Origin of the sequence: uncultured Psychrobacter sp., from assembly GCF_947488565.1 — a bacterium.
GTDB lineage: Bacteria > Pseudomonadota > Gammaproteobacteria > Pseudomonadales > Moraxellaceae > Psychrobacter > Psychrobacter saeujeotis.
The window spans coordinates 160086-183377 of the sequence record NZ_CANKZC010000002.1; the positions used below are offsets into that span (position 1 = coordinate 160086).

General features: G+C 41.7%; 18 protein-coding genes. 10 read left to right on the forward strand and 8 right to left on the reverse strand.

Annotation, left to right across the window (positions count from 1 at the left end; all coding sequences use genetic code 11):
* Positions 1–331: 331 nt before the first annotated feature.
* Positions 332–946, forward strand: a complete 615-nt coding sequence (locus Q0890_RS04930) for a pseudouridine synthase (protein ID WP_299218230.1) — start codon at positions 332–334, stop codon at positions 944–946.
* A 168-nt stretch (positions 947–1114) separates the two neighbouring features.
* Positions 1115–1927, forward strand: coding sequence for a DUF305 domain-containing protein (locus Q0890_RS04935; RefSeq protein WP_299218232.1), 813 nt, complete (start codon positions 1115–1117; stop codon positions 1925–1927).
* A 2-nt stretch (positions 1928–1929) separates the two neighbouring features.
* Here Q0890_RS04935 and Q0890_RS04940 read toward each other — a convergent pair whose 3' ends face one another.
* On the reverse strand, positions 1930–3945 hold the full coding sequence (locus tag Q0890_RS04940) for a M61 family metallopeptidase (RefSeq protein WP_299218233.1): 2016 nt from the start codon (positions 3943–3945) through the stop codon (positions 1930–1932).
* Positions 3946–4440: 495 nt separating this feature from the next.
* Here Q0890_RS04940 and Q0890_RS04945 point away from each other — a divergent pair, with 495 nt between their 5' ends.
* Positions 4441–4926 carry a peptidylprolyl isomerase gene (locus Q0890_RS04945; protein WP_299218235.1) on the forward strand — a complete coding sequence of 162 codons (486 nt, stop codon included), beginning with the start codon at positions 4441–4443 and terminating at the stop codon, positions 4924–4926.
* Positions 4927–5412: 486 nt separating this feature from the next.
* On the opposite strand, the gene Q0890_RS04950 is transcribed toward Q0890_RS04945, so the two are convergent.
* Both Q0890_RS04950 and Q0890_RS04955 read right to left on the reverse strand, forming a co-directional pair.
* On the reverse strand, positions 5413–7641 hold the full coding sequence (locus Q0890_RS04950) for a carboxy terminal-processing peptidase (protein WP_299218237.1): 2229 nt from the start codon (positions 7639–7641) through the stop codon (positions 5413–5415).
* Positions 7642–7919: 278 nt separating this feature from the next.
* Positions 7920–8081 (reverse strand): hypothetical protein, encoded by a 162-nt coding sequence (locus Q0890_RS04955; RefSeq protein WP_299218239.1) that lies wholly within the window; start codon positions 8079–8081, stop codon positions 7920–7922.
* Positions 8082–8127: 46 nt separating this feature from the next.
* On the opposite strand from Q0890_RS04955, the gene nagZ reads away from it, so the two are divergent.
* Complete coding sequence (gene nagZ / locus Q0890_RS04960; RefSeq protein ID WP_299218241.1) at positions 8128–9213, forward strand: beta-N-acetylhexosaminidase; 1086 nt, start codon at positions 8128–8130, stop codon at positions 9211–9213.
* Between the two features lie 110 nt (positions 9214–9323).
* Here nagZ and Q0890_RS04965 read toward each other — a convergent pair whose 3' ends face one another.
* Entirely contained in the window at positions 9324–11009 is a 1686-nt protein-coding gene (locus Q0890_RS04965) for an OmpA family protein (RefSeq protein ID WP_299218243.1), read from the reverse strand.
* A gap of 395 nt (positions 11010–11404) precedes the next feature.
* On the reverse strand, positions 11405–13078 hold the full coding sequence (locus Q0890_RS04970; RefSeq protein ID WP_299218245.1) for a hypothetical protein: 1674 nt from the start codon (positions 13076–13078) through the stop codon (positions 11405–11407).
* A 652-nt stretch (positions 13079–13730) separates the two neighbouring features.
* On the opposite strand from Q0890_RS04970, the gene Q0890_RS04975 reads away from it, so the two are divergent.
* From Q0890_RS04975 to Q0890_RS05000, 6 genes are all read left to right on the forward strand, one after another.
* Positions 13731–14339 (forward strand): rhomboid family intramembrane serine protease, encoded by a 609-nt coding sequence (locus Q0890_RS04975; protein WP_299218247.1) that lies wholly within the window; start codon positions 13731–13733, stop codon positions 14337–14339.
* A gap of 197 nt (positions 14340–14536) precedes the next feature.
* Positions 14537–15481 (forward strand): metallophosphoesterase, encoded by a 945-nt coding sequence (locus Q0890_RS04980; protein ID WP_299218249.1) that lies wholly within the window; start codon positions 14537–14539, stop codon positions 15479–15481.
* Positions 15482–15624: 143 nt separating this feature from the next.
* Positions 15625–16173 carry a 5-(carboxyamino)imidazole ribonucleotide mutase gene (gene purE, locus Q0890_RS04985; RefSeq protein WP_299218251.1) on the forward strand — a complete coding sequence of 183 codons (549 nt, stop codon included), beginning with the start codon at positions 15625–15627 and terminating at the stop codon, positions 16171–16173.
* Between the two features lie 176 nt (positions 16174–16349).
* Positions 16350–17753 carry a 5-(carboxyamino)imidazole ribonucleotide synthase gene (locus tag Q0890_RS04990; protein ID WP_299218252.1) on the forward strand — a complete coding sequence of 468 codons (1404 nt, stop codon included), beginning with the start codon at positions 16350–16352 and terminating at the stop codon, positions 17751–17753.
* Positions 17753–18202, forward strand: a complete 450-nt coding sequence (locus Q0890_RS04995; RefSeq protein ID WP_299218254.1) for a YaiI/YqxD family protein — start codon at positions 17753–17755, stop codon at positions 18200–18202. The genes Q0890_RS04990 and Q0890_RS04995 overlap by 1 nt, the downstream gene beginning before the upstream one ends.
* Before the next feature lie 218 nt (positions 18203–18420).
* Positions 18421–19059, forward strand: a complete 639-nt coding sequence (locus Q0890_RS05000; RefSeq protein ID WP_299218255.1) for an NAD(P)H-binding protein — start codon at positions 18421–18423, stop codon at positions 19057–19059.
* Positions 19060–19259: 200 nt separating this feature from the next.
* On the opposite strand, the gene epmA is transcribed toward Q0890_RS05000, so the two are convergent.
* The 3 genes from epmA to Q0890_RS05015 form a co-directional block, all read right to left on the reverse strand.
* Positions 19260–20282, reverse strand: coding sequence for an EF-P lysine aminoacylase EpmA (epmA, locus tag Q0890_RS05005; RefSeq protein WP_299218257.1), 1023 nt, complete (start codon positions 20280–20282; stop codon positions 19260–19262).
* A 54-nt stretch (positions 20283–20336) separates the two neighbouring features.
* Positions 20337–21464: a 4-phosphoerythronate dehydrogenase gene (locus Q0890_RS05010; protein WP_299218976.1), complete on the reverse strand. Its 1128-nt coding sequence runs from the start codon at positions 21462–21464 to the stop codon at positions 20337–20339.
* Positions 21465–21582: 118 nt separating this feature from the next.
* The gene (locus Q0890_RS05015) at positions 21583–22728 is read right to left on the reverse strand and encodes an AI-2E family transporter (protein ID WP_299218259.1); all 1146 of its coding nucleotides are present in this window, start codon (positions 22726–22728) and stop codon (positions 21583–21585) included.
* Positions 22729–23292: the final 564 nt, after the last annotated feature.

Genomic DNA, 23292 nt, shown 5'->3' on the forward strand with positions numbered 1-23292 from the left:
GCTATAAATATTTCAATTACTAGCACTACAAAAACCTTTACTCCATCATGGTTTTATAATTGAGATTAGCTAACGTGATGTTTATTTAGTATGCTACTGGCTCAATATTGCTTTCGTTTTGTCTGACTATGTTAGACGCTTATCAACTGATATATTTATAATATGATGGCTGTTCATGCTTAGTACATAATTAGTATGAGTAAAGAATAGTGCCTATTTTAACATCTATTCTCAAACGGTTTGGTTTCAAAATGTCAGACGATAATAGGTAGCGCAATCTTCCTTTTTATCACATAAAATCTTTTCTTTTTTGTTTGGATATATTTGCCTTATGTCAGCCTCAAGCCTTGTTTTATTTAACAAACCTTACGGAGTACAAAGTCAGTTTCGTGACGATAGTAACAATGACCATACTACGTTATCTGAATACTTCACTGACAAGTCTTTGAGAGTGGCTGGTCGATTGGACGCGACTTCAGAAGGCTTACTTATTTTGACAAGTGATGGACGGATAAACAAAGCCATCACGCATCCACCAAAGGCCAATGATGGGCACAAACAAGGCAAAACTTACTTGGTACAAGTTGAGGGTATTCCAACTCCTGAGCAACTACGTCAGCTTGTAACAGGTGTTGTTTTAAAAGACGGTAAGACGCTGCCTGCTAAAGTCGAACGTCTAAACGAAGACGAATTACCGATGCCTCTTTGGGCACGTAACCCGTCTATTCGCGAGCGTAAAAGCGTCCCTGACTCCTGGCTAATGCTGACCATTTACGAAGGGAAAAACCGTCAAGTACGTCGTATGACAGCGCATGTTGGCCTGCCTTGCTTACGCTTAATCAGATGGTCAGTGGCTGGGTTTGAATTGGGCAATTTAGGTGTTGGTGAGTTTGTACGTATTCACTTAAGTAAAGAGCGCTGTCAGAAGTTGGGTATCATAAAGTAATAGAACACAGGTTGTAGCAAATTTGCTGCTGACATTTAAAACGTTAGCGACTCGAATTAGCAAGACTAATCTGCTAATATCCATTATTTGTTGTGTTTTAGCCAAATGGTTTGTCAATTTATTTATTCATTTGACTGACTAGCGGCTTATTTATGTTAAGGACATATCATGACTTCTTATCGTTATCCTCTTCCTGCTATAGCTATTAGTGTTACAACGCTACTTGTGCTTAGTGCTTGCCAGCCAATCACTGAAAACTCAGAAAGTACAGTCCTTCAAAACGATGAGGCAACGACCATAGAAGAGGTTGTAGCACCTTCAACCCAAGCAACTGAACAAGTAACCAAGGTAGATGAAACGATTGATGGGCATGCAGGTCATCATATGCCAGATGCAGCTATGAGCGCTGATGATGTACAAATGAGCGATATGCTCAAAGATTACAGTAAGTCGATGGCAAGAATGCATGATGAGATGATGATCGGGATGAATTATAATGATCCAGATACTGCATTCGCCAAAGGCATGCTTGGACACCATCGCGGTGCCTTAGATATGGCAAAAACTGAGCTCAAATACGGTACTGATGAGACTATGCGTAAGCTTGCGCAAGACATTATAGACTCACAGCAAGTTGAGATTGATACTATAAACAAGTGGCTTGCCAGTCATCCTGATGCCGCTAAACCCAAACCTGATACTCAAGCAATGCAGCAAGCCTATGCTAAGGGTATGGAAACTATGCATGGGGAGATGACACTTGGCATCGCAGACCCGATGCCTGATATGGCATTCGCGCGCGGGATGCTGCCACATCATATAGGTGCAGTAGATATGGCAATGGTGCAGATGAAGTATGGTAAAGATACAGAAATGCGTCAGCTTGCACAGCAGATCATTGATACGCAGCAGCGTGAAATTGAGCTGATGCAAGATTGGATTGCTCTGCAAGAGATCGATAATAACGAGCTCAATCAATAGCCTTACTTTTGATAACGCTCTATGCCATTAAGCCACATTTGCCAAGCCGGAACAATCTGCTGACGTGCTCCGTCTTGCTCTTGTGAGCTGTCTGTTTTAACCAACCGTAAATTTATCTTATGTGGAAAAGCTTGTTCTACTCTATCTTGACCTTGCATGACCACGTTAGGCAATACGGTGACACACATCAGCTCATCACGGCGGAATAAATGACAAGTAACTTTATGCTGAGCGTGACTGAAAGCTGTTAGTTGTTTACTATCAGCCTTGATACCATCGATAGCGATAATGACATCATGAGCTGATATTCCAGCCTTTGCTGCAGCGCTACTACGTTGTACTCGATTGACTTTTAGACCTGCTGGCGTTTCAGTGCAGCGTAGACCCCAAGGTATCTTTTTATCGGCTGTTTCTTTGACATCATCATGAATGGTAATTCCATTGTCAGTAAGCAAGCGCTCAAGAGGCAACTCCTCCACGCCATTGACATAACGGCGCTCAAAGTCTTCCCAGTCTGCTATTGGCATAAACTGACCGATCACCGTACCCATATCAGCACTACTGATACCAATGCGCTTATTGTCCTTTTGCTTTGCCTGCTCGTAAAACGCTTTCACCACATCGAATAGGTGGTAGCGACCAGCGCTTTTTTGCTGTAGCGTCAAGTCTAAGCAAAGAGCGACCAATGCGCCTTTATTGTAATAACTGATCCCTGCATTACCAGTATTTTCATCGCTACGATAAAGCTTAATCCATGCATCAAAACTGGACTCTGCGACACTTTGATGCGCACGGCCATCCGTTTGGTAGTATCTATTCATTTGTTCAGCCAACAGTTTTAGATAGCTGGCTTTATCAATCACGCCTGAGGCTTGCAGCATAAAATCATCAATATAAGAGGTAAAACCTTCAAACACCCAAAGTAGCGGTGTGAATACTTCTTTGCGCAAATCAACCTCTAGCATCACATCTGGGCGTACAGTCTTGACCCACCACGAATGAAAGTACTCATGGCTGCATAAACCCAAAAAGCGCTGATAGTCGCTACTTGGTATTTTAGGCTCATCGAAACTTGGTAAGTCGCGGCGCGGGGTGATCAGGCTGGTAGAGTTGATATGCTCAAGGCCACCATAATCTTGACCACTGGCGTAAGTCATAAAGGTATAGTCATCAAACGGCGCATCACCCAGCCAATTGACATACGTCTGACAAATCTGCGTCACATCTTGCTGCAAGCGCCCCATGTTGGCGTTGTGTTTGCCAGAGATAAAAAATCGATGACTCAATGTCTGATGCATATGGTCTTGAACGATAAAGTTAAATGATGTTTGAGCGGCAATCTCAAAAGGATGATCTATCAGCTCATAGTAACTGTCTGCTAGTAAACTATAGCTATGCTTACCATGACCATCTTGCGCATCAACGTGTAGATGCGTGGCCTCAAGACCGCATGCCAGTGTGATATCACTATCATCGTTAGTCGTCAGATTCTGCTCTGCTAAAAATGTGGCTGGTACGATAAGGCTTACCTGTACTGGTTTTTTCTCTTGTCCTTCTACAGCCAAGGCAAGCGACGTAAAATTTCCATACAAACGCTGCTGGTCGACATAGGCAGTACGCACTGATAAGTCATAACAATAAACTTCATAATGGACGCTTAGCAGCTGCCCAGCTTCAACCTGTGGTAGTTGCCATGTATTTTTATCAATCTTATGAGCACGTTGTTTAAAAGAGCTGGCATCACTATGTTCTTTACTTTGTTCTTTACTTTCTTGATTCTCTATTCGGTAATAAACTGCCGTAATATTACGAGCAAACTCACGCATCAAATAGCTGCCTGGTATCCATGCTGGCAACCATAAGCGCGGTGATGCTGTATCTGCTGTAAAGCTTAGCGTAACATCGACTAAATGCTCAAAAAATCGGTCAAAATCGAGCTGATAGCTGATATCAGTGGTACGTTTTGGTGCAGACTGATGATTTGATGAGTGGTCTTGTGATAAGGATAGTGTTGTCATATTGGATACTTATTATGGTGTTTAACGTTATAGTAGAAGCCTTAAATGCAAAACGCAACCAATAAGCAATGAGTAATTAATAATGAATAATGAATAATATAAGCAATGCATCTTAAAATGGATGTAGAGTGACTGAGGCGATGAATAAAACAATGACTGAGTTGAATTTTTTAACTCTTGTCTGGCAAAGCGTAAAGTTAACGGGACAAAGTGGTATCAGTAGCGCATCAATACGCTTGCCCTGTGTTTATTTTAAGCTGACTAATATAATAAAAATTGAATAAATTTCATGAATATTGGCATTTTTTATGTTTTTTGCCTTGAAAGTTATTATTACCATCTCAATTAAAGATGCTAACTGTTAAAGTTACTTTTATAAGTTTAAATAAACTGACGATAATTAACTAATGATATGGCTTTTGGCTTACTGATTGGCTTTTTTAGGTTTATTGCAACCGCATCTAATTTTTTACATAGATATATTTAGGATAATTTATGACTACTATCGCAAAAGACACTGCCGTCAAATTTAATTACACGCTAAAAGACGACGAAGGCAACATTCTTGACCAGTCACCAGAAGGTCAACCGCTTGCTTATTTGCATGGCCATAGCAACATTATTCCAGGCCTTGAGCAGCAGCTAGAAGGTAAATCTGCTGGCGAAAAAGTTAATGCAGTCGTTGAACCTGCTGATGGCTACGGCGAATACCAAGAGCAAGCAGTGCAGCATGTGCCACGTGATAACTTTCAAGGTGTTGACGATATCCAGCCTGGTATGCAGTTTCAGTCAGAAGCTGGTGGCCAAGTTATGTTAGTGACGGTTACTGAAGTATCTGATGATCAAGTGACTGTTGATGCCAACCATCCACTAGCTGGCAAGCGTTTAACGTTTGATGTAGAAATTCAAGAAGTACGTGCAGCAACTGAAGACGAACTCAACCACGGCCATGTACATGGCGCAGGTGGCGTTGAGCACTAATCTATCATAAATGAGATAGAACGTTGAACAATGAGTGATAAACATTACTTATTGTTTAAACCAAAAAAACCAGTAGCGATGTCTACTGGTTTTTTTGGTTTAAACGATAAGAGCAGTTGTTTTTGAACATTATCGTAAAAAAAATATTGTGGATGTCTTGGTAATAAAACCACTCCCATCCAAACGTAATAAAACCGCACAACGACAAGCGCTATGCGGTTTCTATCACCAACCATCCTTGTTTACGTTATGCTATACCCAATCCCAAGACATAGTATAACTGTTAGGCATCCAGCCTTATCATCCGTAATGAGCAATCCATCCCTGAAACAATTTATAAACAACCTACAAATACCAATCCCTAGTATTAAACATAGTATCGTCAAACTGTGCAGTGGGTCTATAATCGCAGATTGCCCCTCGCTTAGTAAGAGGTTGAAACGACATTGTCTGTAAGCATATGCTTACAGACAATGTTCAAGGTATTTAAGGCTCTATTGTTGCTTGCAGTTTTTCTTTAGGACTGGGCGTCGCTTTTGGATCAGCGCTTAGCATTAAATAAGCCGCCTCGCTGATAAAGGCCTCGTCCTCTGGTAGCTGCGGACGTTCATCAACTTTCATTTTGCTGCGCTCTTCAAATTTTGCATCCATGGCTGCTTGATAAGTATCCCAATTGGCATATGGACCCTTACCTGTCGCTATTAAACGTTTATTCTCAGCTTGCAATGAGCGCTGCTCAATCAACTCCATCTTCGCTCGGCGACTATTTATATCCAAATCAATGGGCTTTTTTTCATCATCCATATCGCGTATGTCATTTAGAGTAGATAGATAAACAAACTGCGGATTTTGCTGTTGACGTATTTTCGATTGCTGGTTCAAGGTGGCAAGCGTGTCTGAAGAAAACTTACCTTCAGGCTTATATGCAGCCGTCTTAATAGTATCCCATGGTAGCGCTTTTTTCTGTGCGCGCTCACCAAAGGTAGCGTCATCATAAATATTGACTAGCTCTACATCAGGTACAACACCTTTATTCTGTGTACTGCCCCCTGTGATACGATAAAACTTACGCTGAGTTAATGTTGCAGAACCCAGCGCTAGATTGTCCAGCTGTATTTGTGCAGAGCCTTTACCAGTTGTGGTACTACCAACCACCAAACCTCGGCCATAGTCCTGTATCGCTGCTGCGAAAATCTCACTAGCAGACGCTGAGGCTAAGTTTGTGAGCACCACTACCTTGCCATCATATAGCTGTTTACCACCATCATCATCGCGATATACTTGGACATTGCCGCGGTTATCGCGTATTTGTACTAATGGCCCACCTTTGATAAATAACCCTAGCATCTTTGCTACTTCATCCAAAGAGCCACCTGGATTGTTACGCAGATCCACCACCAGACCGTCGATATTTTCTTTATTTAGGGCTTTGATTGCCTTTTCAGTATCAACACTGACACTACGATAATCTTCACCATTGCGCCGCGCACGATAGTTCAAATAAAAGCTTGGTATCTCGAGCACACCAATGCGCTGTGGCGTGTCATCAATGTTAGGACGTTGTACCTCTACGATACGGTGCGTGACTCCTGATTCTTCTTGCTCGATAATGTCACGTACGACGGTAATAGTACGAGCACTCGCCTCTGGTGTATTGGGCTGACGCACTTTTAAAGTCACTGAAGTCCCACGTTTACCGCGAATCAAACCGACAATTTCACGCGTTGACCAACCGACCACATCGGTCATGGTTTTGCCATCTTCAGCGATACCGATGATGAGATCGTTGGGTTTGATTTGACCCGTTTTGGCCGCAGGCCCACCATCGACTAAAGTGACGATACGTGTATAATCTGGGTTTTTACGATCTGGACGAATAGAGACCCCGATTCCTTCTAGCTGTAAGCTTGACTGAATCTGTAGCTCAGTCGCCTGAATAGGCGCATAATAGTTACTGTGTGGATCGTAAGTGAGCATGGCAGTATTGAGTACTGTCTCCATAATCTCATCGTCTTTTAAACGTGACATCTGCCCTTGTTGGCGCGACAAACGATTTAATAAAATCTCACTTGGCGTACGCTGATCATCACGTACTAAATCTTGACCACGAGTGATGTCAGGGTTATCTAAAAATATCTGTTCTTTGCCTTTTTCACTTTCCTTACCTAAAGAGATACTTATTAACTGAAATTTTAACTGACGTGCCCAATAATCACGCTGTGCTTTTTTGGTTTTAAAGTGTTCAAGCTTCTCTCGGTCAAGAATGATGGTCTCATCACTTGTCAAATCAAGATCCGTTTTGAGCATTCTTGTGGCCATATCGAAGTACTCATTTGAGCGTTTGCGATAACGCTCAAAAATGTCGATACCAGCAGATAGATCACCGCGCTTGAGTCGATTGCCAAATTCGCTTGCATATTTCTTTTCGAATTCATCAACATCAGATTGCAAAAACAACGTATGATTTGGGTCTAGATTATCAATGTACATAGACAAAATTTCACTGCCCATTTCACTATCAAGTGGTTGGTTCAAATAATGACTGCGGTCTAATAGTGCCGCGACTTGTCTGGTTGTAATTTTTTGTTCAGGAGTTTGGACAAACCCTTCAGTACCAGTATCTGCTACTGCTGTACCATAGCTTTGTGTCAGAATAAGCCCAGCTACGCCGACTGACGCTGCGCTGAGTAACCACTGTGCTGGTTGTTTTTTCATTATGTGTACCTGGTTGTTTTAAGTGATAAAATGCCTAAAATGTGTCTTAAATTGTCTTATCAATATGTCTTAAACTGGTTTGTTACTATAGAATACTTTGCGTTCAATATTAGCATGGTCATTGGCTTACAACTGTCTCAAACTGTATAAACAATCTTACACGCTACGTCTGTACATACCAAACTTTCTATCGTCTTTATTGTACGTGTTATCATATTTATAGTAATGGTTTGACCAACACCAGTTATACAACTTAAGTTGTGGTAATAATTCTATACTTAAATGGTAGCAATGATAAATATACTAACAGCTGTATCTGCCAAATTAACATAGGTCTGATAAGCGACAACTGGCATAATAGATTGATAGAAAAAGGCAGTTTTCACCCATGCTGCTTTAATGATGTCATCATCAAACCAACAATATAAATAACCAGTCATTATCAAAACTCATAATATAAGTGCACAGCACTCTAAGGATCTTGCCATGTATGGTGTGTTAATGATCGATATCGGTAGCACCGCACTGACAAATGAAGACATCAGTTTACTCGAACAAGCTCAAGTCGGTGGCGTAATTTTGTTTGCACGTAATATTGTCGATGCCGCACAAGTACGCGCGCTATGTGACGATATTCGCTATCATAACCCTGATATTCTCATCGGTGTCGATCAAGAAGGGGGGCGCGTTGCTCGGTTACGTAATGGGTTTACACCAATACCCGCTATGGGTAAGCTTGGTGAGTTGTTTGACCATCATTCAACTGAGGCGCTAAGCTGCGCTTATGATTGTGGTTATTTGATGGCTGCTGAAGTATTAGCAGTGGGGGTTGACCTCAGTTTTGCACCAGTACTTGATAGAGATGGCATTAGTCAAGTCATCGGTGACCGTAGCTTTCATAAAGATCCGCAAGTGATCGTCGCTTTGGCCACACAGTTTATGCGTGGTATGAGAGCGGCTGGTATGGCAACCACAGGCAAGCACTTCCCTGGTCACGGCGCTATCGCTCCTGACTCTCATGTGGCAGAAGCCATTGATGATCGCAGCCTTGATGAAATACTAGCCACTGATATGCAGCCTTTTGCCCAGACATTACCATGGCTCGATGCACTGATGCCAGCGCATGTGATATTTTCGCAAGTAGATGATAAGCCTGCAGGTTTTTCCAAGGTTTGGTTGCAAGACATCATTCGTGATCAGCTCAAATTCGACGGTGTTTTATTTTCTGATGATTTATGTATGGCAGGCGCGCAAGCGGCTGGTGACATTAGCGACCGTGTACGTGCAGCCATCAAAGCAGGTTGCGATATTGCTCTAGTATGCAATGATCGTATTGCCGCCCATGAAGCGGCCAAGGTTGCTCAAGAACTGCCCTACCCTAACCAGAGCCGCGTCAAGGCTATGTGTGGACAGGTGCCGTCATGGCAAGGAGATTTAAAATCGACCTGCCAGCAGTTTGAATATTGGCAGCAAGCTAAGGAGAATGTTCTAAAGACGTTTTTTAATGCTCAATCTGATTTTTCGCTACCCCAAGGTGAACATAAGAAACTAGACCCAACTGACTACAGATAAATAGTTTTGGTAGTTAAGTAGTTTTTATCGTCTTTGAGGACATTTCATATAACAAAAAAACCGCATCTCTATTAGACGCGGTTTTTGACATTGATAATTAAGTCTAACTTTTATTGTGGGTCTAATGCCGTACCTTGAGTAGGATCATCACCATCTGGCAATACATCATCATTGTTGTTGTCTAGTGGATTTAGATCTGGATCTGGCACAGTAGCATCTACGCCATTGTCATCACCGTCCACCGTCATATCATCATTATTGCTATCCAACGGGTTTAGGTCTGGGTCAATAGCATTATTAGTAATCGTACCACTGACACCTGTACCATTCAGTGTAGCTTCGTCGTTAACAACAAATTCGATACGACGATTGCGGAAGCGTCCTTGTTCGGTCGAGTTATCAGCGATAGGCTCGCTTTCCCCCATACCTTTGGTTGTAAGCTTACTTGCATCAACACCTTTAGAGACCAGATACTCTTTTACGGCTTCAGCGCGGTCACGAGACAATTCCATATTGTATGCATCAGAAGCTTGATTGTCTGTATGTCCGATAATCACTAATTCAACGTTGGGGACTTCTTGAACGACATTAGCAGCACGATCAAGGAAAGGTTTGTTCACCTCTGGAATGATCGCTTTATCAAGCTCAAAGTTGATTACCTGAATACTTAAAGCACGAGCAACATCACGAGGGTCTGGATTTTCACCAAGATTATCAACAGCAGCATCTGCTGCAACCAAACTATCATCAATCTCACTTTGTAGATTTAATGGGCCCTCTGCTTTTATAGACAGTGCTGGTGCAGCCGCTTGTAAGTCAGAGACGAGCTTATCAAGTACCTCTGCATCAGCCGAATTAACCACGATTTCATCGCCTTTGATGATCATACTAGCGTTTGGCACACTTTTGATAATTGGTAAAATAGAAGCCAATTGTGCTGCAGCTGGCATATCCGTTGCAAAATTATCATCTACATCTGCACGGCACTTATCAGCCTCATTGCCGAAGGTGCTACTCATAGCATTCATAATGGTTGTTTGTAATGTCTCATCACCCACATTCATACGGCATGCATATAAGGTATTTGCTTCGCCAGTAGCAATACGAATAGAGGCTGGCTCCACACTAGCGGCGACCGCAGCTACCGCTTGACCATCATCTTCAACTGACTGTTCAGTAACGACTGGAGTGGCTACAGGTTCTGGATTGTCTTGACACCCTCTTAATAACGCCCAAGCCAATGCACCTAAGATAATCAAACCGATAATAGGTAGCAAAGCTTTCATAAAGCTACCAGATTCTTCTTCTTTGTGCTGAAGTGGCTCCATACTGGTAGTATCAGAAATGCGCGTACCAGCGGCAGCACCAGCACCAAGCATACCAGCAGGAACTACTGCACTGGCCCAAGCAGGAATATGATGCTGATAATCAGCAGAGTTATCGCTCAAAAACTGTGGTACAGGCGTCGTACCTGCTAGGCTTTTGATTTCATGATAAGCAAGTGGCGCTGCCATAGCGACTAAGCCACGAGCCGCCGTTGCGTCCACATTATGAGCACCAGCAAGCTCACGTGAAATACTGTCACGGTGCGAGCCGTCAGTCCACACGCGATCATAAAAACCCTGATCATCACGAGCGATATTTTCATTAGCAAAACGTCCATAGGTGTCTTTGTCTGCTAAACGTGCAGCAAAAATTGCATAAAATTGTTCTAGTAAACTTTTTTTAGCGGGAGACTGATCATCTCCTAATACGGCAGGGCTAACGGTACGTGTTAAATGACCAATGATATCCATAATGTACTTCCTCCAATCAATCTTGTTTTATGCCTAACTCATTCAAAAGATATAAAAAATCTATTATAAATCTGTATATAAATAAATAGTCCAAATAAAAAAGTGCTGAGCACCTTATATTCTGGCTAATTTTACTCATATAAGATTTACGATTAACTACTCATCTATAAAACTTAACTATCAAACATTATAAAAGCAATGCATAAGTCAACTCTACAAACACGCTGTTGTGCAAATGATACATTAGGTAATTTTTGAGATGTGGCACGTAACTGTATCGCTAAACCCCTACAATTTATTAACATAAAAATAAAAATCGTATGAAGATCAATTATTAATCGCTACGTAGACTTTAATTAAATCGTTAAAAACTATTTAAATATTTCAGCGCGGGCTTATCTTTCCTGAACGATATTCTTGTCAACTGGCCTCTCATTACGTAGCTTCTCAGCGACGATCGTAGTATTGGCCAAATCATCAACCTCTGCTGCTGACATAGAACCAATTGAAGTGGTAAACGAGCGCTCGTTGTTAGTCTGGTTATTCATATCTTTATCAGGATTGGTATTGTAGGGTATTGTTTCTGTTGTACTACTTGTATCGTTATTTGATTGCCATGCACTCTGGCTGGAACTCATATCGTTATTTTGAAGGTCATTGTTTCTAGGATTATTGTTTTGAGGATAGGTTTCGTCATAAGTATTGTTTAGTGGTTTTTTTATATCGTTAGACTGATTATCGCGACTGTTCATCATACTTATATCATCGTTATTATCGTCGGTTATCTCGTCGCTATTTGTTAATGGTAAGGGTGCAGCATGGGTTATCATTGCTGTCGGTATTATAGTCCGTATATCAGTCACTAAGCGTTGGAGCAATACGTCATCCGGTGCCTCTAGGTTAAGCGCGGCGTTCTGTAGTTGTAATCGTGCAAAAGGAACTGCGCGCAGTAGCGTGAATACACGGGGTAACGCTTCTACATCGATGTTGGATAAACGCTTAGCAACGCCTTGCTTTACTTCTAGCATACAAGAATTTGTCTGCGCTCCAAAGCTGACGTGTAAGGCTTGATTCAGCGCATTTTGTAACACTGTATCCCCTACAGTCGCGGTACAAGTATATATATTCCCACTGTCATCTAACACAATCAGTAGCTCCACTGGTGATAAATCTTCTACGGCAGGCTCAGTTGTCGGTTCAGCTTCGACAGGTATATCAGCAACTGGCTCTACAGGTGCAGCGGTTAGATAATTAGGCTTGATGACGAATACCCATGCTAGCCCAATGGCGAGCAGTGCGCCAATTAATAGCAAGACCTTTACTATCAGATTATTCCTCGGGTTACGCGTGCGACCCTTTAAACGACTCTCAGAAGTGTCTGAGTCACGATAGTCAGATGGGTTGGTATGGATAACATTGCTCGTATCGGTTAAAAAAAGCTCTTTGTCTAACGTGGTTATATTATTGAGCGTGCTATCATTTTTTGACAAGCTCCCGGTCAAACTACTCACGCCTGCCATTGGTTTGACTACTATACTTGGCACGTCAGTAGCATCAGATTCAACGATGTCATCAGCTGTATTTTCAATATCGTTAAGTGCGTCTTCGTCCAACTTTATGTTTTCGTTAACCGCATCCTTTGGTGATATGACCCTCTCTGCCCATACTGGCAAATAAGGCCTTACTGACAGTTGCTGCGTCTGTAAAAAAACAGGTAAAAACTGACCATTGGCTAACACATTCAGCTCCTGATAGGTCAGCGATGCAGCATTGATGAGTAGCTTTTCGGTGGTCTGTGTATCAACATGATGGCTCATCGCCAATTCATTAATGAACCATTGACGCAGGCTTGCCTTTTGCCAAAGCTGCTCAAACACAGTGACGCCTGAAACTGCTTGTAATGGTAAATCTTGATCGGTGCGTGACAACTGCTTATATACATCTGGCTGTGCCAAGCGCGTAATAAAAATGGCATAAAACTGCTCAAGTAAACTGACATGCGCCACGCTACTATTATTGCCTAAAACCGCTGTCGTTACCGTTTGTTCAAGCTGATCAATGATAGTCATAAGTACTGCCTTTGGAACGAAATTATATATAGATGAACCACATTAAACCGATATAGCACGATTGGCTTGAACATGTCGTGCTCTTTGTAACGATGGCGCACAAAAAATATTTATCTTGGTTGCAGGTGTCCATGAGTAAGGTCATGACTTTATTCTAAGCTGAGTATAGTAAAGGCTATAGAAGCAGTTTTCATAAACACAGCTATAAACTGTACTATTCATGGTCTAAGTACTCATCATTTTAGTTATGTATTTTTGCAAAAATTAAAATAGCTTGTTTCATTGCATTGTGATGCCAATATTATATTTTTAATCAAAACTAATTTTAAAGGTTGGTCGTAAAAACCTATCAATAAATCTTAATACCGCTCCTGTGGAAAATTTAAAAGATGTGACTTATGTACGTTAATTTAATTACCTATTCAGTATAATTTGTATACGTATGTAAATCCAATCAACCTATGGCCGTGTTTTAACTCTATAATCTGTCTCATTGGTCACTGTATCTATGATAGATGCTCATATAGTAAGCATCTAATTTATTATACCGAAACGTAATTTTTGACGTATGCTAATCTCTAAGAACACCTTGAGCTGTAGCAACTAAGCTTGCAACGTCTTTGTTTATCAGGCTTGGCCTAAGGATTACTCTTTGTTTAACCACACTACTCTTATCATCATAGTCACAGTCATCGTAAGCTTATTAGCATGGCAGAATAAGGCACTGTTTAATCGGTTGATATTTTACCCGCCAGCGGTAAGTGATGGCCAATGGTACCGCTTTGTCAGTCATGGCTTTATTCATGCCGATAGCATGCATTTGCTATTTAACATGTTTACTCTGTATTTTTTTGGTCGCGCTATAGAAGGGCTTTACCAGCCATTTTTGGGCGGTTACGGATTTATAGCTTTTTATTTGTTGGCTATTATCGTTGCAATGATTCCAAGCTATCTTCAAAATAAGAAAAATGCCAGTTATTTAAGTTTAGGTGCATCAGGCGGTGTATCAGCGGTATTGTTTGCTTTTATTCTACTAGCGCCTTGGGAAACCATTTATCTATTCGCTATCGTGCCTATACCTGCAATACTGTTCGCTGTTGCTTATGTTGCTTATAGTATCTATGCTGACAAACGTGGCGGCTCTAATATCAATCATATGGCTCATATGTGGGGCGGTGCGTTCGGTGTGATTGCGACCATCATTCTTGAACCACAGGTACTGCCACACTTTATTAACGCTTTACTTTCTCCTAGCTTTTAGCTTATCTATAATCGATACCAAATAAAATCGATACGTTGTAACGTAAAGCGTAACTGGTATAAATTTTTCTCGCTTGCTGTGTCTACGCTGATAGAGGATGCGAAAAACTTACACCAGTCTCGCTGTATCGTTTTTATAGCGAATTGACTATAGTATATGGTTTAATTTCATTTACTTTTAGGTTTTAATAACGACTTATGCTTATAGATGTTATTGGTGATATTCACGGTTATGCTGACAAACTAATCGGGCTGCTTGAGCAATTAGGTTATGTCCATAATGGGCAATATTTTGTGCCGCCAGATGGTCATCATGCACTCTTTATTGGTGATTTAATTGATCGCGGTCCTCAGCAAGTAGCGACCCTTGAGATTGCTTTTGCCATGCTAGATGCTGGCGTCGCTGATATCGTCATGGGCAATCACGAATATAATGCAATCGCGTTTGCAACGCGTGATCCCAACAACCCTGAACGCTATTTGCGCTCACATAATGATGTTCATACGCGTCAGCACGAAGCGTTTTTAGCTGAAGTACCGTTTGGATCAGATCTACATCATTATTGGCTACAGCGCTTTTATGAGATTCCTTTATGGATTGAGACTGATGATGCCTGCTTTGTGCATGCTTGCTGGGATGTGGACAGTATGAATATGCTCAAACCCTTACTTACAGCCGACAACTGCTTAACCCCTCATGCGCTTGCAGTGACTTCAAAAGAACACACCCCGCCATTCGATGCGTTAGAGCGTGTGTTAAAAGGTGTGGAGACCCCATTACCAGATGGCATCGTTATGATCGATAAAGAAGGCACTAAACGCTCGCGTGTGCGGGTACGGTGGTGGCTCGACAACTTACAATCACGTACGCTTCATGAGATTGCTCGCGCGCCTGCATCAGCACTAGCGCAGATTCCAGTTGACGCTTTAGCTGAGAATATTGACTTTGCACTAAAAACTCATAAGCCTGTGTTTGTCGGGCATTATTGGCTAGCAGGCGAGCCTGAGCCCCTGAGCTCACAAGTTGTCTGTACGGACTATTCAGCAGCGATTGATAGTGGTTATCTGACTTGTTATCAGCTCGATATCACACAGCCACTACCTCTACAGTCTGCCAACTTTGTACAATATCTCAACGATTAATTGCTGCGTATCAATTGGATATTAAGACCAAATTAATCCTGTATTAATACAAAGATTAAGCTAGCTTTTAAACTAATGCTAAAACTTGGCTTTACGGCTACGCTATAATTTTTGTATGATGGTCGTTTTGAGGATATCTCATCATGAGTACTGGATCGGCTACCGAAAACCCTAATTCTATCTCCTCTCCTGCAGGCCAGCCAAAAGTTGGTATTATCATGGGATCACAGTCTGATTGGGCAACCATGAATTGTGCTGCACAGCTACTGGCTGACTTCGATATTGCTTTTGATTGCGAAGTTGTCTCTGCCCATCGTACGCCTGATAGACTATTTGATTATGCAAAAGGCGCCAAAGACAAAGGCTTACAAGTTATCATTGCTGGTGCAGGCGGGGCTGCGCATCTACCAGGTATGTGCGCCAGTCAGACGCCGCTCCCTGTATTCGGTGTACCAGTCAAGTCATCGATGCTAAGCGGTTGGGATAGCTTACTCTCTATCGTACAGATGCCCAAAGGCGTGGCGGTTGGAACCTTAGCCATCGGTACTGCTGGCGCTTATAATGCAGCCTTACTTGCGATTCAAGTACTGGCCTTGCATGATAGTACCATCGCTGCCAAACTTGATGATTTGCGTCACACTCAAACTGAGACCATCTTAGCCAGTCCTACGCCTGGTATTATTAACCGTTAAACAATATTTGTATAACCATGATTCCTCATTTTCTTCATTGAGATGAGTTAAATTTAATGGTTCTCCACTTGATATTTAATTTCAGATAGGTTTTACTGACTATAAGGTGCATACATTGCACCTTTTCCTATTTTAAACCGCACGTTTTAATTCATTTTTAATCCAAAGAGTTTCTCATGACCACAGCAAACGCTTATCCTGTTACGCAAACTATCCATACCATCGGTATTTTAGGCGGTGGTCAGCTTGGTATGATGCTCGCACAAGCTGCTCTGCCACTTGGCTATCAATGTGTGTTCCTAGAAGATAACCCTGACTGCCCTGCCAGTCTCTATGGGCAGGTATATAGCAGTGAGCAATTAGACGAGTTTATCGCTGTAGCCGATGTATTTACATTGGAGTTTGAAAACACCCCAACAGCGACTGTCGAGAAGTTAGCAAACCTTGCAGCGGCGGGCAAAAAACAAGGTATGTTTCCACCGCCCATCGCCCTCGATATCGCTCAAGATCGCTTGAAAGAAAAGCAGATGTTTAATGATCTTGATATCGCGACGGTACCTTTTATGGCGGTGAGTACGCAAGCTGAATTAAAACAGGCTTGTGAGCAATTAGGCTTGCCTATTGTCCTCAAAACCAGTCGCGGTGGTTATGACGGTAAAGGTCAATACGTCATCGAGCAAGACAGTGATATCAAAGCCGCATGGCAAGATCTTAAAGAGGCAGTCAGCGGTAAAGGCAGTTTAACGCCAACCCCAGCGCCACTCATTGCAGAAGGCTTTGTTAACTTTAGCCGTGAGGTCTCTATCATCGCAGCCCGCGCCCAAGACGGCAGTGTGCGCTGTTATGACTTGGTCGAAAACCATCATCATCATGGCATTTTAGCCAAGACCCAAGCACCTGCCGTTGGTACCAGTCACATATTTGATCAAGCCAAAGAAGCTATTACTACGGTCATGAACCATTTGGGTTATGTCGGTGTTATGGCACTAGAATTGTTCGTTGCCAAAGATGCGCGCGGTCATGATTATTTGCTTGCCAATGAGATTGCACCACGCGTACATAACTCGGGACACTGGAGCATTGAAGGCGCTATCACCAGTCAATTTGAGAACCATATCCGCGCGGTCGTTAACTTACCACTAGGCGATACAGACAATGTCCATCCTGCGATTATGGTCAACGTATTAGGACAGTATCCTGATATCAGTGCGGTGCTGGCTATCGATGGCGCGCATTATCATAGTTATCACAAGGCAGAGCGTGAAGATCGGAAAATCGCCCACATAACCTTGATGCCTAACGATGTAACTGACTTAGAGCCTTCAATGGCTAAATTGGTAGCCGTGTTACCTAACAAAGTTGGCTTAGATAAAGAATATATGCCTATCCAAGAAAGTCAAAAACAGCAAGATGAGCCAGATCATCAAGATTTTATAGAGCTTGATGACAAAAACGAAACGTCCATCAAAAACACTGATATTAACAACCTTGACATCGAAAATACTGATTTAGCAAATAAAGACAGTCAAATGGCTAGTGCGTCTGACGTTAAGGCAAAGACAGAAAAGGCTAAGAAATAATGCAAATTTGGGTGGATGCTGATTCGGTACCGTTGATTGCTAAAGACTTGATTATCAAAACTGCTGAGCGTACGCAAACGGTAGCAATATTCGTCGCCAATCAGCCTATTAAACTGCGTAAGTCACCGCTGCTCGTCATGACCGTGGTGCCGTCGGGGTTTGATAAAGCCGATGATTATATCGTAGAACAAATACAATCAGGCGATTTGGCTATTACTAGCGACATCCCTTTAGCTAATGATATCTTGGACAAAGGTGGCATGGTTTTGACAACCCGCGGTATGGTCTATGATAAAAACAACATCAAACAAAAGCTCAATATGCGCGACTTTATGGATACCATGCGTGGCACTGGCGTGTTAGAGCTACAAGAGATGAGTGGGCAAAAACCTTATGGCGATCGCGACAAAAAAGCCTTTGCCGATGGCCTAAACAAACTGGTACGTTAACTTTTTTTCTCATTCATCTCACCTTCCTTGCAAACCGTATACACTCTATAACCAAACACTATGCAATCGGCACGCTTCATAACGAAGTGTGCTACCTATTCTTGTTACCGTATATACAGTTTTTAATACTTACTTTTAACAAGTAATTTTTGAATACAAAGTACTTTTATTACAAAGATTTATAGCATAACGACAATACGAACAAAATAGGAAAGATTATGAAAATTTTAGTCATAGGTGCCAGTGGTCGCGTTGGTAGTGATCTGGTTGAGCAATTATTAGCTGATAACCATCAAGTGGTCGGTACTACCCGTCAAGATGAAATATTATTTAATGATGATAATTACACGCAGTTAGATTTGGATATTACCGCCGAGAAAAATGCTATCCAGAGCCAAATCGCTGATGATATCGAAGCAGTATATTTTGTCGCAGGTTCTGGCGGTAAGGGTGTGTTAGAGGTTGATTTACATGGTGCGGTCAAGACCATGCAAGCTGTAGAAGACAAAGGTATCAAACGTTATATCATGTTAAGTACGGTATTTTCACTGGATACCAGCAAATGGGACAACCCTGCTATCGCTGACTTAAAAGACTATTACATTGCCAAGCATTATGCGGATCAGTGGTTAGTGAATAACAGTACACTCGACTATACTATCGTGCAAGCTGGTGCTTTAAAAGAGCGTGCCGGCACTGGTAAAATCGCTATAAACAGTACTGAGGCTGGTGAAAATGCCATTGAGGACGTTGCCGCTACGTTAGTTGCAGTATTAAATGCCGATAATACAAACAAGCAAGTCTTTAATATGCAAAATGGTGACACCGCTATCAGTGACGCTATCGCAAAATTATAATAGAGCGTAGTGCTACAAGAGTTAAAGCGATAAAAAAGCGAGTAAGCCTAAAGGTTTGCTCGCTTTAATTTTGGAACGCCTAACGCCTTGTAAAGTAATTATGTTATCAAATAGCTAGAGTAGCGAAGAGGATTGTGACATATCAACTTAGTAGCAAACCAAATTAGTATCTAGGCTAATTAGTGCTAAGCTAATTAATGCTAGGCCAAGTCGCTTGGAAAAGTAATGACTTCTTCTAAGCTGGTTGCTCCTGTTAGCACCATGAGTAGCCTATCTAAACCCAATGCAATACCGCTACAAGCTGGCAAATCATCACAAGCGGCAAGCAGATGCTCATCGATAGGCATGTTCGGTAAGCCATGACGCTTGCGCAATAGATTGTCTTGTTCAAAACGCTGCTTTAATGCTGCACCGTCTGCCAGTTCATCATAAGCATTGGCAATCTCAATCCCATTGATATATAGCTCAAAGCGTTTCGCAACTAGATTGCCGTCTTTGTCTAACTCGGTTTTTGCGAGTGCCGCCGTGGCAGGTGGATAGTCGATAATTATCGTCGGTAATTCGTGTCCCAGATTTGGCTCGACCGCATGGCTGAATAATAAATCTAACCACCCTTGCCGACTATCTTCTTTATTATCTATATCAGTATCAAAATCAAAACCTGTCAACCCTTTATCTTCTGCGACCGCTTCCAATGCTTCTATACTGGCTGTCAGCGGATGGATTCCCACAAAGTCCATAAATGCGTCAACATAACGATAGTGATTCATGACTACCGGATAGCCATATAATGCTTCTAACAATTGACCGAGCTCGTCAGCCAAATCTGTTAGGTTGTAATACGGCTGATACCATTCAAGCATGGTAAATTCAATATTATGCCGCGTCCCTATCTCATTATCGCGAAATACAGAGCAAATCTGATACATAGACACCTGCCAGCTGGCAAGAAGACGCTTCATCGCAAACTCAGGAGAGGTATGTAGATAATAAGTATACGGCTTATCTTGATAAGTGACTTGCGCCGCCACTGATTGCAAAAAAGTATCCGTATTACCTGCTTGCGATAGCAGTGGTGTCTGTACTTCAAGCACTTGACGCGTTGCAAAAAACTGACGAATATCACTAAGCAGTTTTGCGCGCTTTTGCGCCATGGCAAGTGTCATAGTTGGGGCATAGGTAGGCTTAGAAGTATGGGTAGAAGTACGGTTTGATGGGTTCATTATTATCCAATATGATTATTAATAATATCTTCTTGAGATTGATATCTACCGTCTTTAAAGCTGCCACTCACGGCGCAAATGATAATCACGACGCAGCTGGTCAAAGTCCACGCCACTCACCTGTCCATTAGTTACTTTTTCGCGCAGCTCTCTATCATCTTGCATGATATCATAAAACTTTATCAGTCTATCTGGATAGGCTTTAAGCTCAGACCATAGATACATATTGACTGGTAATAGCTGCTGCATAGCTTGTGTAGGCGTGACCGCAAATTCTTCACATAATGCATCATAGACCATTTGCGTACCGCGCAGCTTACCTTCTAAGGTATAACCGGCGATATGCGGGGTGGCGATAGCCAGCTTTGATAGTAACTGTTCAGATATGTACGGCTCGTGCTCAAAAACGTCGAGCACTACTTGACGCTCATTACTCTCGATGTCGGCTTGTAATGCTGCTGCATCAATAACTGGTCCACGTGCACTATTAATGAGCAAAGTTTCTGACGGCATAGCATCTAACGCAGTTTTATTAATTAAGTGCCGCGTAGGATAATCACTACCACTGGGATTATTACTATCTTTTTTGTCCGTCAGCGGCACATGTAAGCTAATAACATCACTTTGGCTAATGACCTCATCAAAGCTGGCATTATTGATATTCGATGCAGGTAATAGCGGATCATAACCCAATACTTGCCAGCCAAGATCAGTAGCGTATTGCGCAAGTATGCTACCAATATTACCAAGCCCAATAATACCCAATGTCGGTGACGTCGATAGCTGCTGCCAGTACTCTGGGCGCAAGGTTAAAATAGCCGTCAACACATATTGCGCCACCGAATGCTTGCTACAACCAGCCGCATTGGCAAAAGTAATATTGCGCTCTACTAAATAGCCTTGGTCTACATGATCAGTACCAATCGTCGCTGAGCCGATAAACTTAACACTGTGGTTGTCTGCTAATAAAGTTGCATCAACCTTGGTCACAGAACGGATTAACAATACATCTGGTTGCAGCTTAGCCACCAATTGCGCGTTGATATCTCGTCCAGCGACTTTGATAATATTGACCGTTTGATAAGTATTTTGGCCCAACGTATTTTCATTAAAAAAATCTTCAAGACCAGCGATATTGCTATCAGCGATGATGGTAAGCTTATGATTGATTTTAGATGTCATAGAATCAGAGCTTATAACATTGGACATAAATGAGCGCCTCGATTAATGGTAGATAGATAATATTGACATACGCTATTAGACAACAATACTTAGACAGTAATACTGCCTAACGAATAACTCAGCTTTTTGTTTTCTTTTTTATCAGATCATCAAAATCTAATAACATCTGATTGTCTACTAACGTCACCTCTTTTGGCGCAAAAATCTCATCTCTATGCTGAGAGATCCATTCACGCCATACAGCAAGTCCAATGGCCAGCACTACTGGTCCGATAAATAGACCGACAAAACCAAACGCGGTAAGACCACCTAACACACCGATAAAAATAATAATAAAAGGAATTTTGGTCGCACCACTAATTACAATCGGACGTATCAAATTGTCTACCCAACTAATGACTAAAATACCCCACAATGCCAGACCAATGCCTTCTGTTGTATGTCCTTGACTCAATAGCCAAAACGCCACCGCGCCCCACGCAAACGGCGTACCAAACGGTATTAACGCAACCATAAAGGTTACGATGGTCAGTAAAATAGGGCTGGGTGATCCTGAGAAATAATAGCCAATACCGGCAAGCAGCGCTTGTGCCAATGCAGTCAGACCGATACCGTATACCACCGCACGTGTGGTTGTACCAACCGAATCAATATAACCGTCGATTCGATTGCCAATGACGTTGCGTAGTGCTTGGCGAATCTGACGTATCAAACTGGTCCCATCTCGATAAAAGAAAAATAATGTCATGAGTGCCATACCAAGCTTGGCTAAAGTACTGAGCACCACATCTAGGGCTACTTTGCCATAGTATAAATGCGATTGAATCCAAGCGCGAAACGCCTCAAGTGTCCCTTCAGGGTTTTTGTTAATTTGCCACAAAATATCTTTTATCTGCTGACCGATAACGGGCAATTCTTTAAAATAATCAGGTACATCAAGGTAGCCTACCTTCACACGGTAGATTAAGTTGCTATAGAGACTAAGCGCCTCTTGTTGCAAAATAAACACCCCTATCACCAGTGGTACTCCGATAATCAACGAGATACTGACCGTCATAATACCAGCACTAAAATCCGGACTGAGTCTGACTTTTTCATGAAAAAAGGTATAGATTGGAAAAGTCACGTAGGCTAATATCGCTGCCCATAAAGCTGGTACAATAAAAAACTGCACTACCTGAAAGCACAGAATAAATAACATTATCAGTAAGGTAATAGCGAGCAGGCGTTGAATGACGACTTCTTTTGTCCAGTTTTCAATCATAACTTTTGAACCAAGCATTGACAGTAAGAAATTAGCGAGCTTTTTACTGCAAAATTTGTAAATGAATAGACATCCGCTTATAGATGATGTCTACAAACTATATCCATGTATAACAGAGCTATATAATAAATCTGTTTGATAAATTTGAGAGTCTTTGAACTTTTATTTTTGTTCTTTATGCTGTCAACTATATCCTATTCACAGCTCAATAACTTATATACAACAACAAATAATTTATTGATTGACCTAACTGACTCAGTATTGTCAACTTGGTAAAAAAACTTAAATATCGGCAATCATTATGCAATAACGTTCTATAAATAAACAATGACGTGTTGTAATTTTTACTTACAATTTCACTTTTATTTAGCAAAAAATTGACGTTTATGTGATACAGAAAAATTAATACTTATTACAATAATACTTAGATAACTGAGTAGTCATCTATAGGGGTAAATCACTGCTGCGTTCTCGTAGGTTATACAATTGATGTTATACTAAAGCTATTAATTTGATTTTAACAATACTATGTAGATTTTTCGGACAATATTCTGTGCAAATGTC

Bases quoted from the DNA above. Each gene is read 5' to 3' on its own strand.
- Q0890_RS04945 (WP_299218235.1), top strand. From the start codon at position 4,441: ATGACTACTATCGCAAAAGACACTGCCGTCAAATTTAATTACACGCTA.
- Q0890_RS04940 (WP_299218233.1), bottom strand. From the start codon at position 3,945: ATGACAACACTATCCTTATCACAAGACCACTCATCAAATCATCAGTCT.
- Q0890_RS05000 (WP_299218255.1), top strand. From the start codon at position 18,421: ATGAAAATTTTAGTCATAGGTGCCAGTGGTCGCGTTGGTAGTGATCTG.
- epmA (WP_299218257.1), bottom strand. From the start codon at position 20,282: ATGAACCCATCAAACCGTACTTCTACCCATACTTCTAAGCCTACCTAT.
- Q0890_RS05010 (WP_299218976.1), bottom strand. From the start codon at position 21,464: ATGACATCTAAAATCAATCATAAGCTTACCATCATCGCTGATAGCAAT.
- Q0890_RS04970 (WP_299218245.1), bottom strand. From the start codon at position 13,078: ATGACTATCATTGATCAGCTTGAACAAACGGTAACGACAGCGGTTTTA.
- nagZ (WP_299218241.1), top strand. From the start codon at position 8,128: ATGTATGGTGTGTTAATGATCGATATCGGTAGCACCGCACTGACAAAT.
- Q0890_RS05015 (WP_299218259.1), bottom strand. From the start codon at position 22,728: ATGATTGAAAACTGGACAAAAGAAGTCGTCATTCAACGCCTGCTCGCT.
- Q0890_RS04980 (WP_299218249.1), top strand. From the start codon at position 14,537: ATGCTTATAGATGTTATTGGTGATATTCACGGTTATGCTGACAAACTA.
- Q0890_RS04955 (WP_299218239.1), bottom strand. From the start codon at position 8,081: ATGACTGGTTATTTATATTGTTGGTTTGATGATGACATCATTAAAGCA.
- purE (WP_299218251.1), top strand. From the start codon at position 15,625: ATGAGTACTGGATCGGCTACCGAAAACCCTAATTCTATCTCCTCTCCT.
- Q0890_RS04995 (WP_299218254.1), top strand. From the start codon at position 17,753: ATGCAAATTTGGGTGGATGCTGATTCGGTACCGTTGATTGCTAAAGAC.
- Q0890_RS04965 (WP_299218243.1), bottom strand. From the start codon at position 11,009: ATGGATATCATTGGTCATTTAACACGTACCGTTAGCCCTGCCGTATTA.
- Q0890_RS04990 (WP_299218252.1), top strand. From the start codon at position 16,350: ATGACCACAGCAAACGCTTATCCTGTTACGCAAACTATCCATACCATC.
- Q0890_RS04930 (WP_299218230.1), top strand. From the start codon at position 332: ATGTCAGCCTCAAGCCTTGTTTTATTTAACAAACCTTACGGAGTACAA.
- Q0890_RS04935 (WP_299218232.1), top strand. From the start codon at position 1,115: ATGACTTCTTATCGTTATCCTCTTCCTGCTATAGCTATTAGTGTTACA.
- Q0890_RS04950 (WP_299218237.1), bottom strand. From the start codon at position 7,641: ATGAAAAAACAACCAGCACAGTGGTTACTCAGCGCAGCGTCAGTCGGC.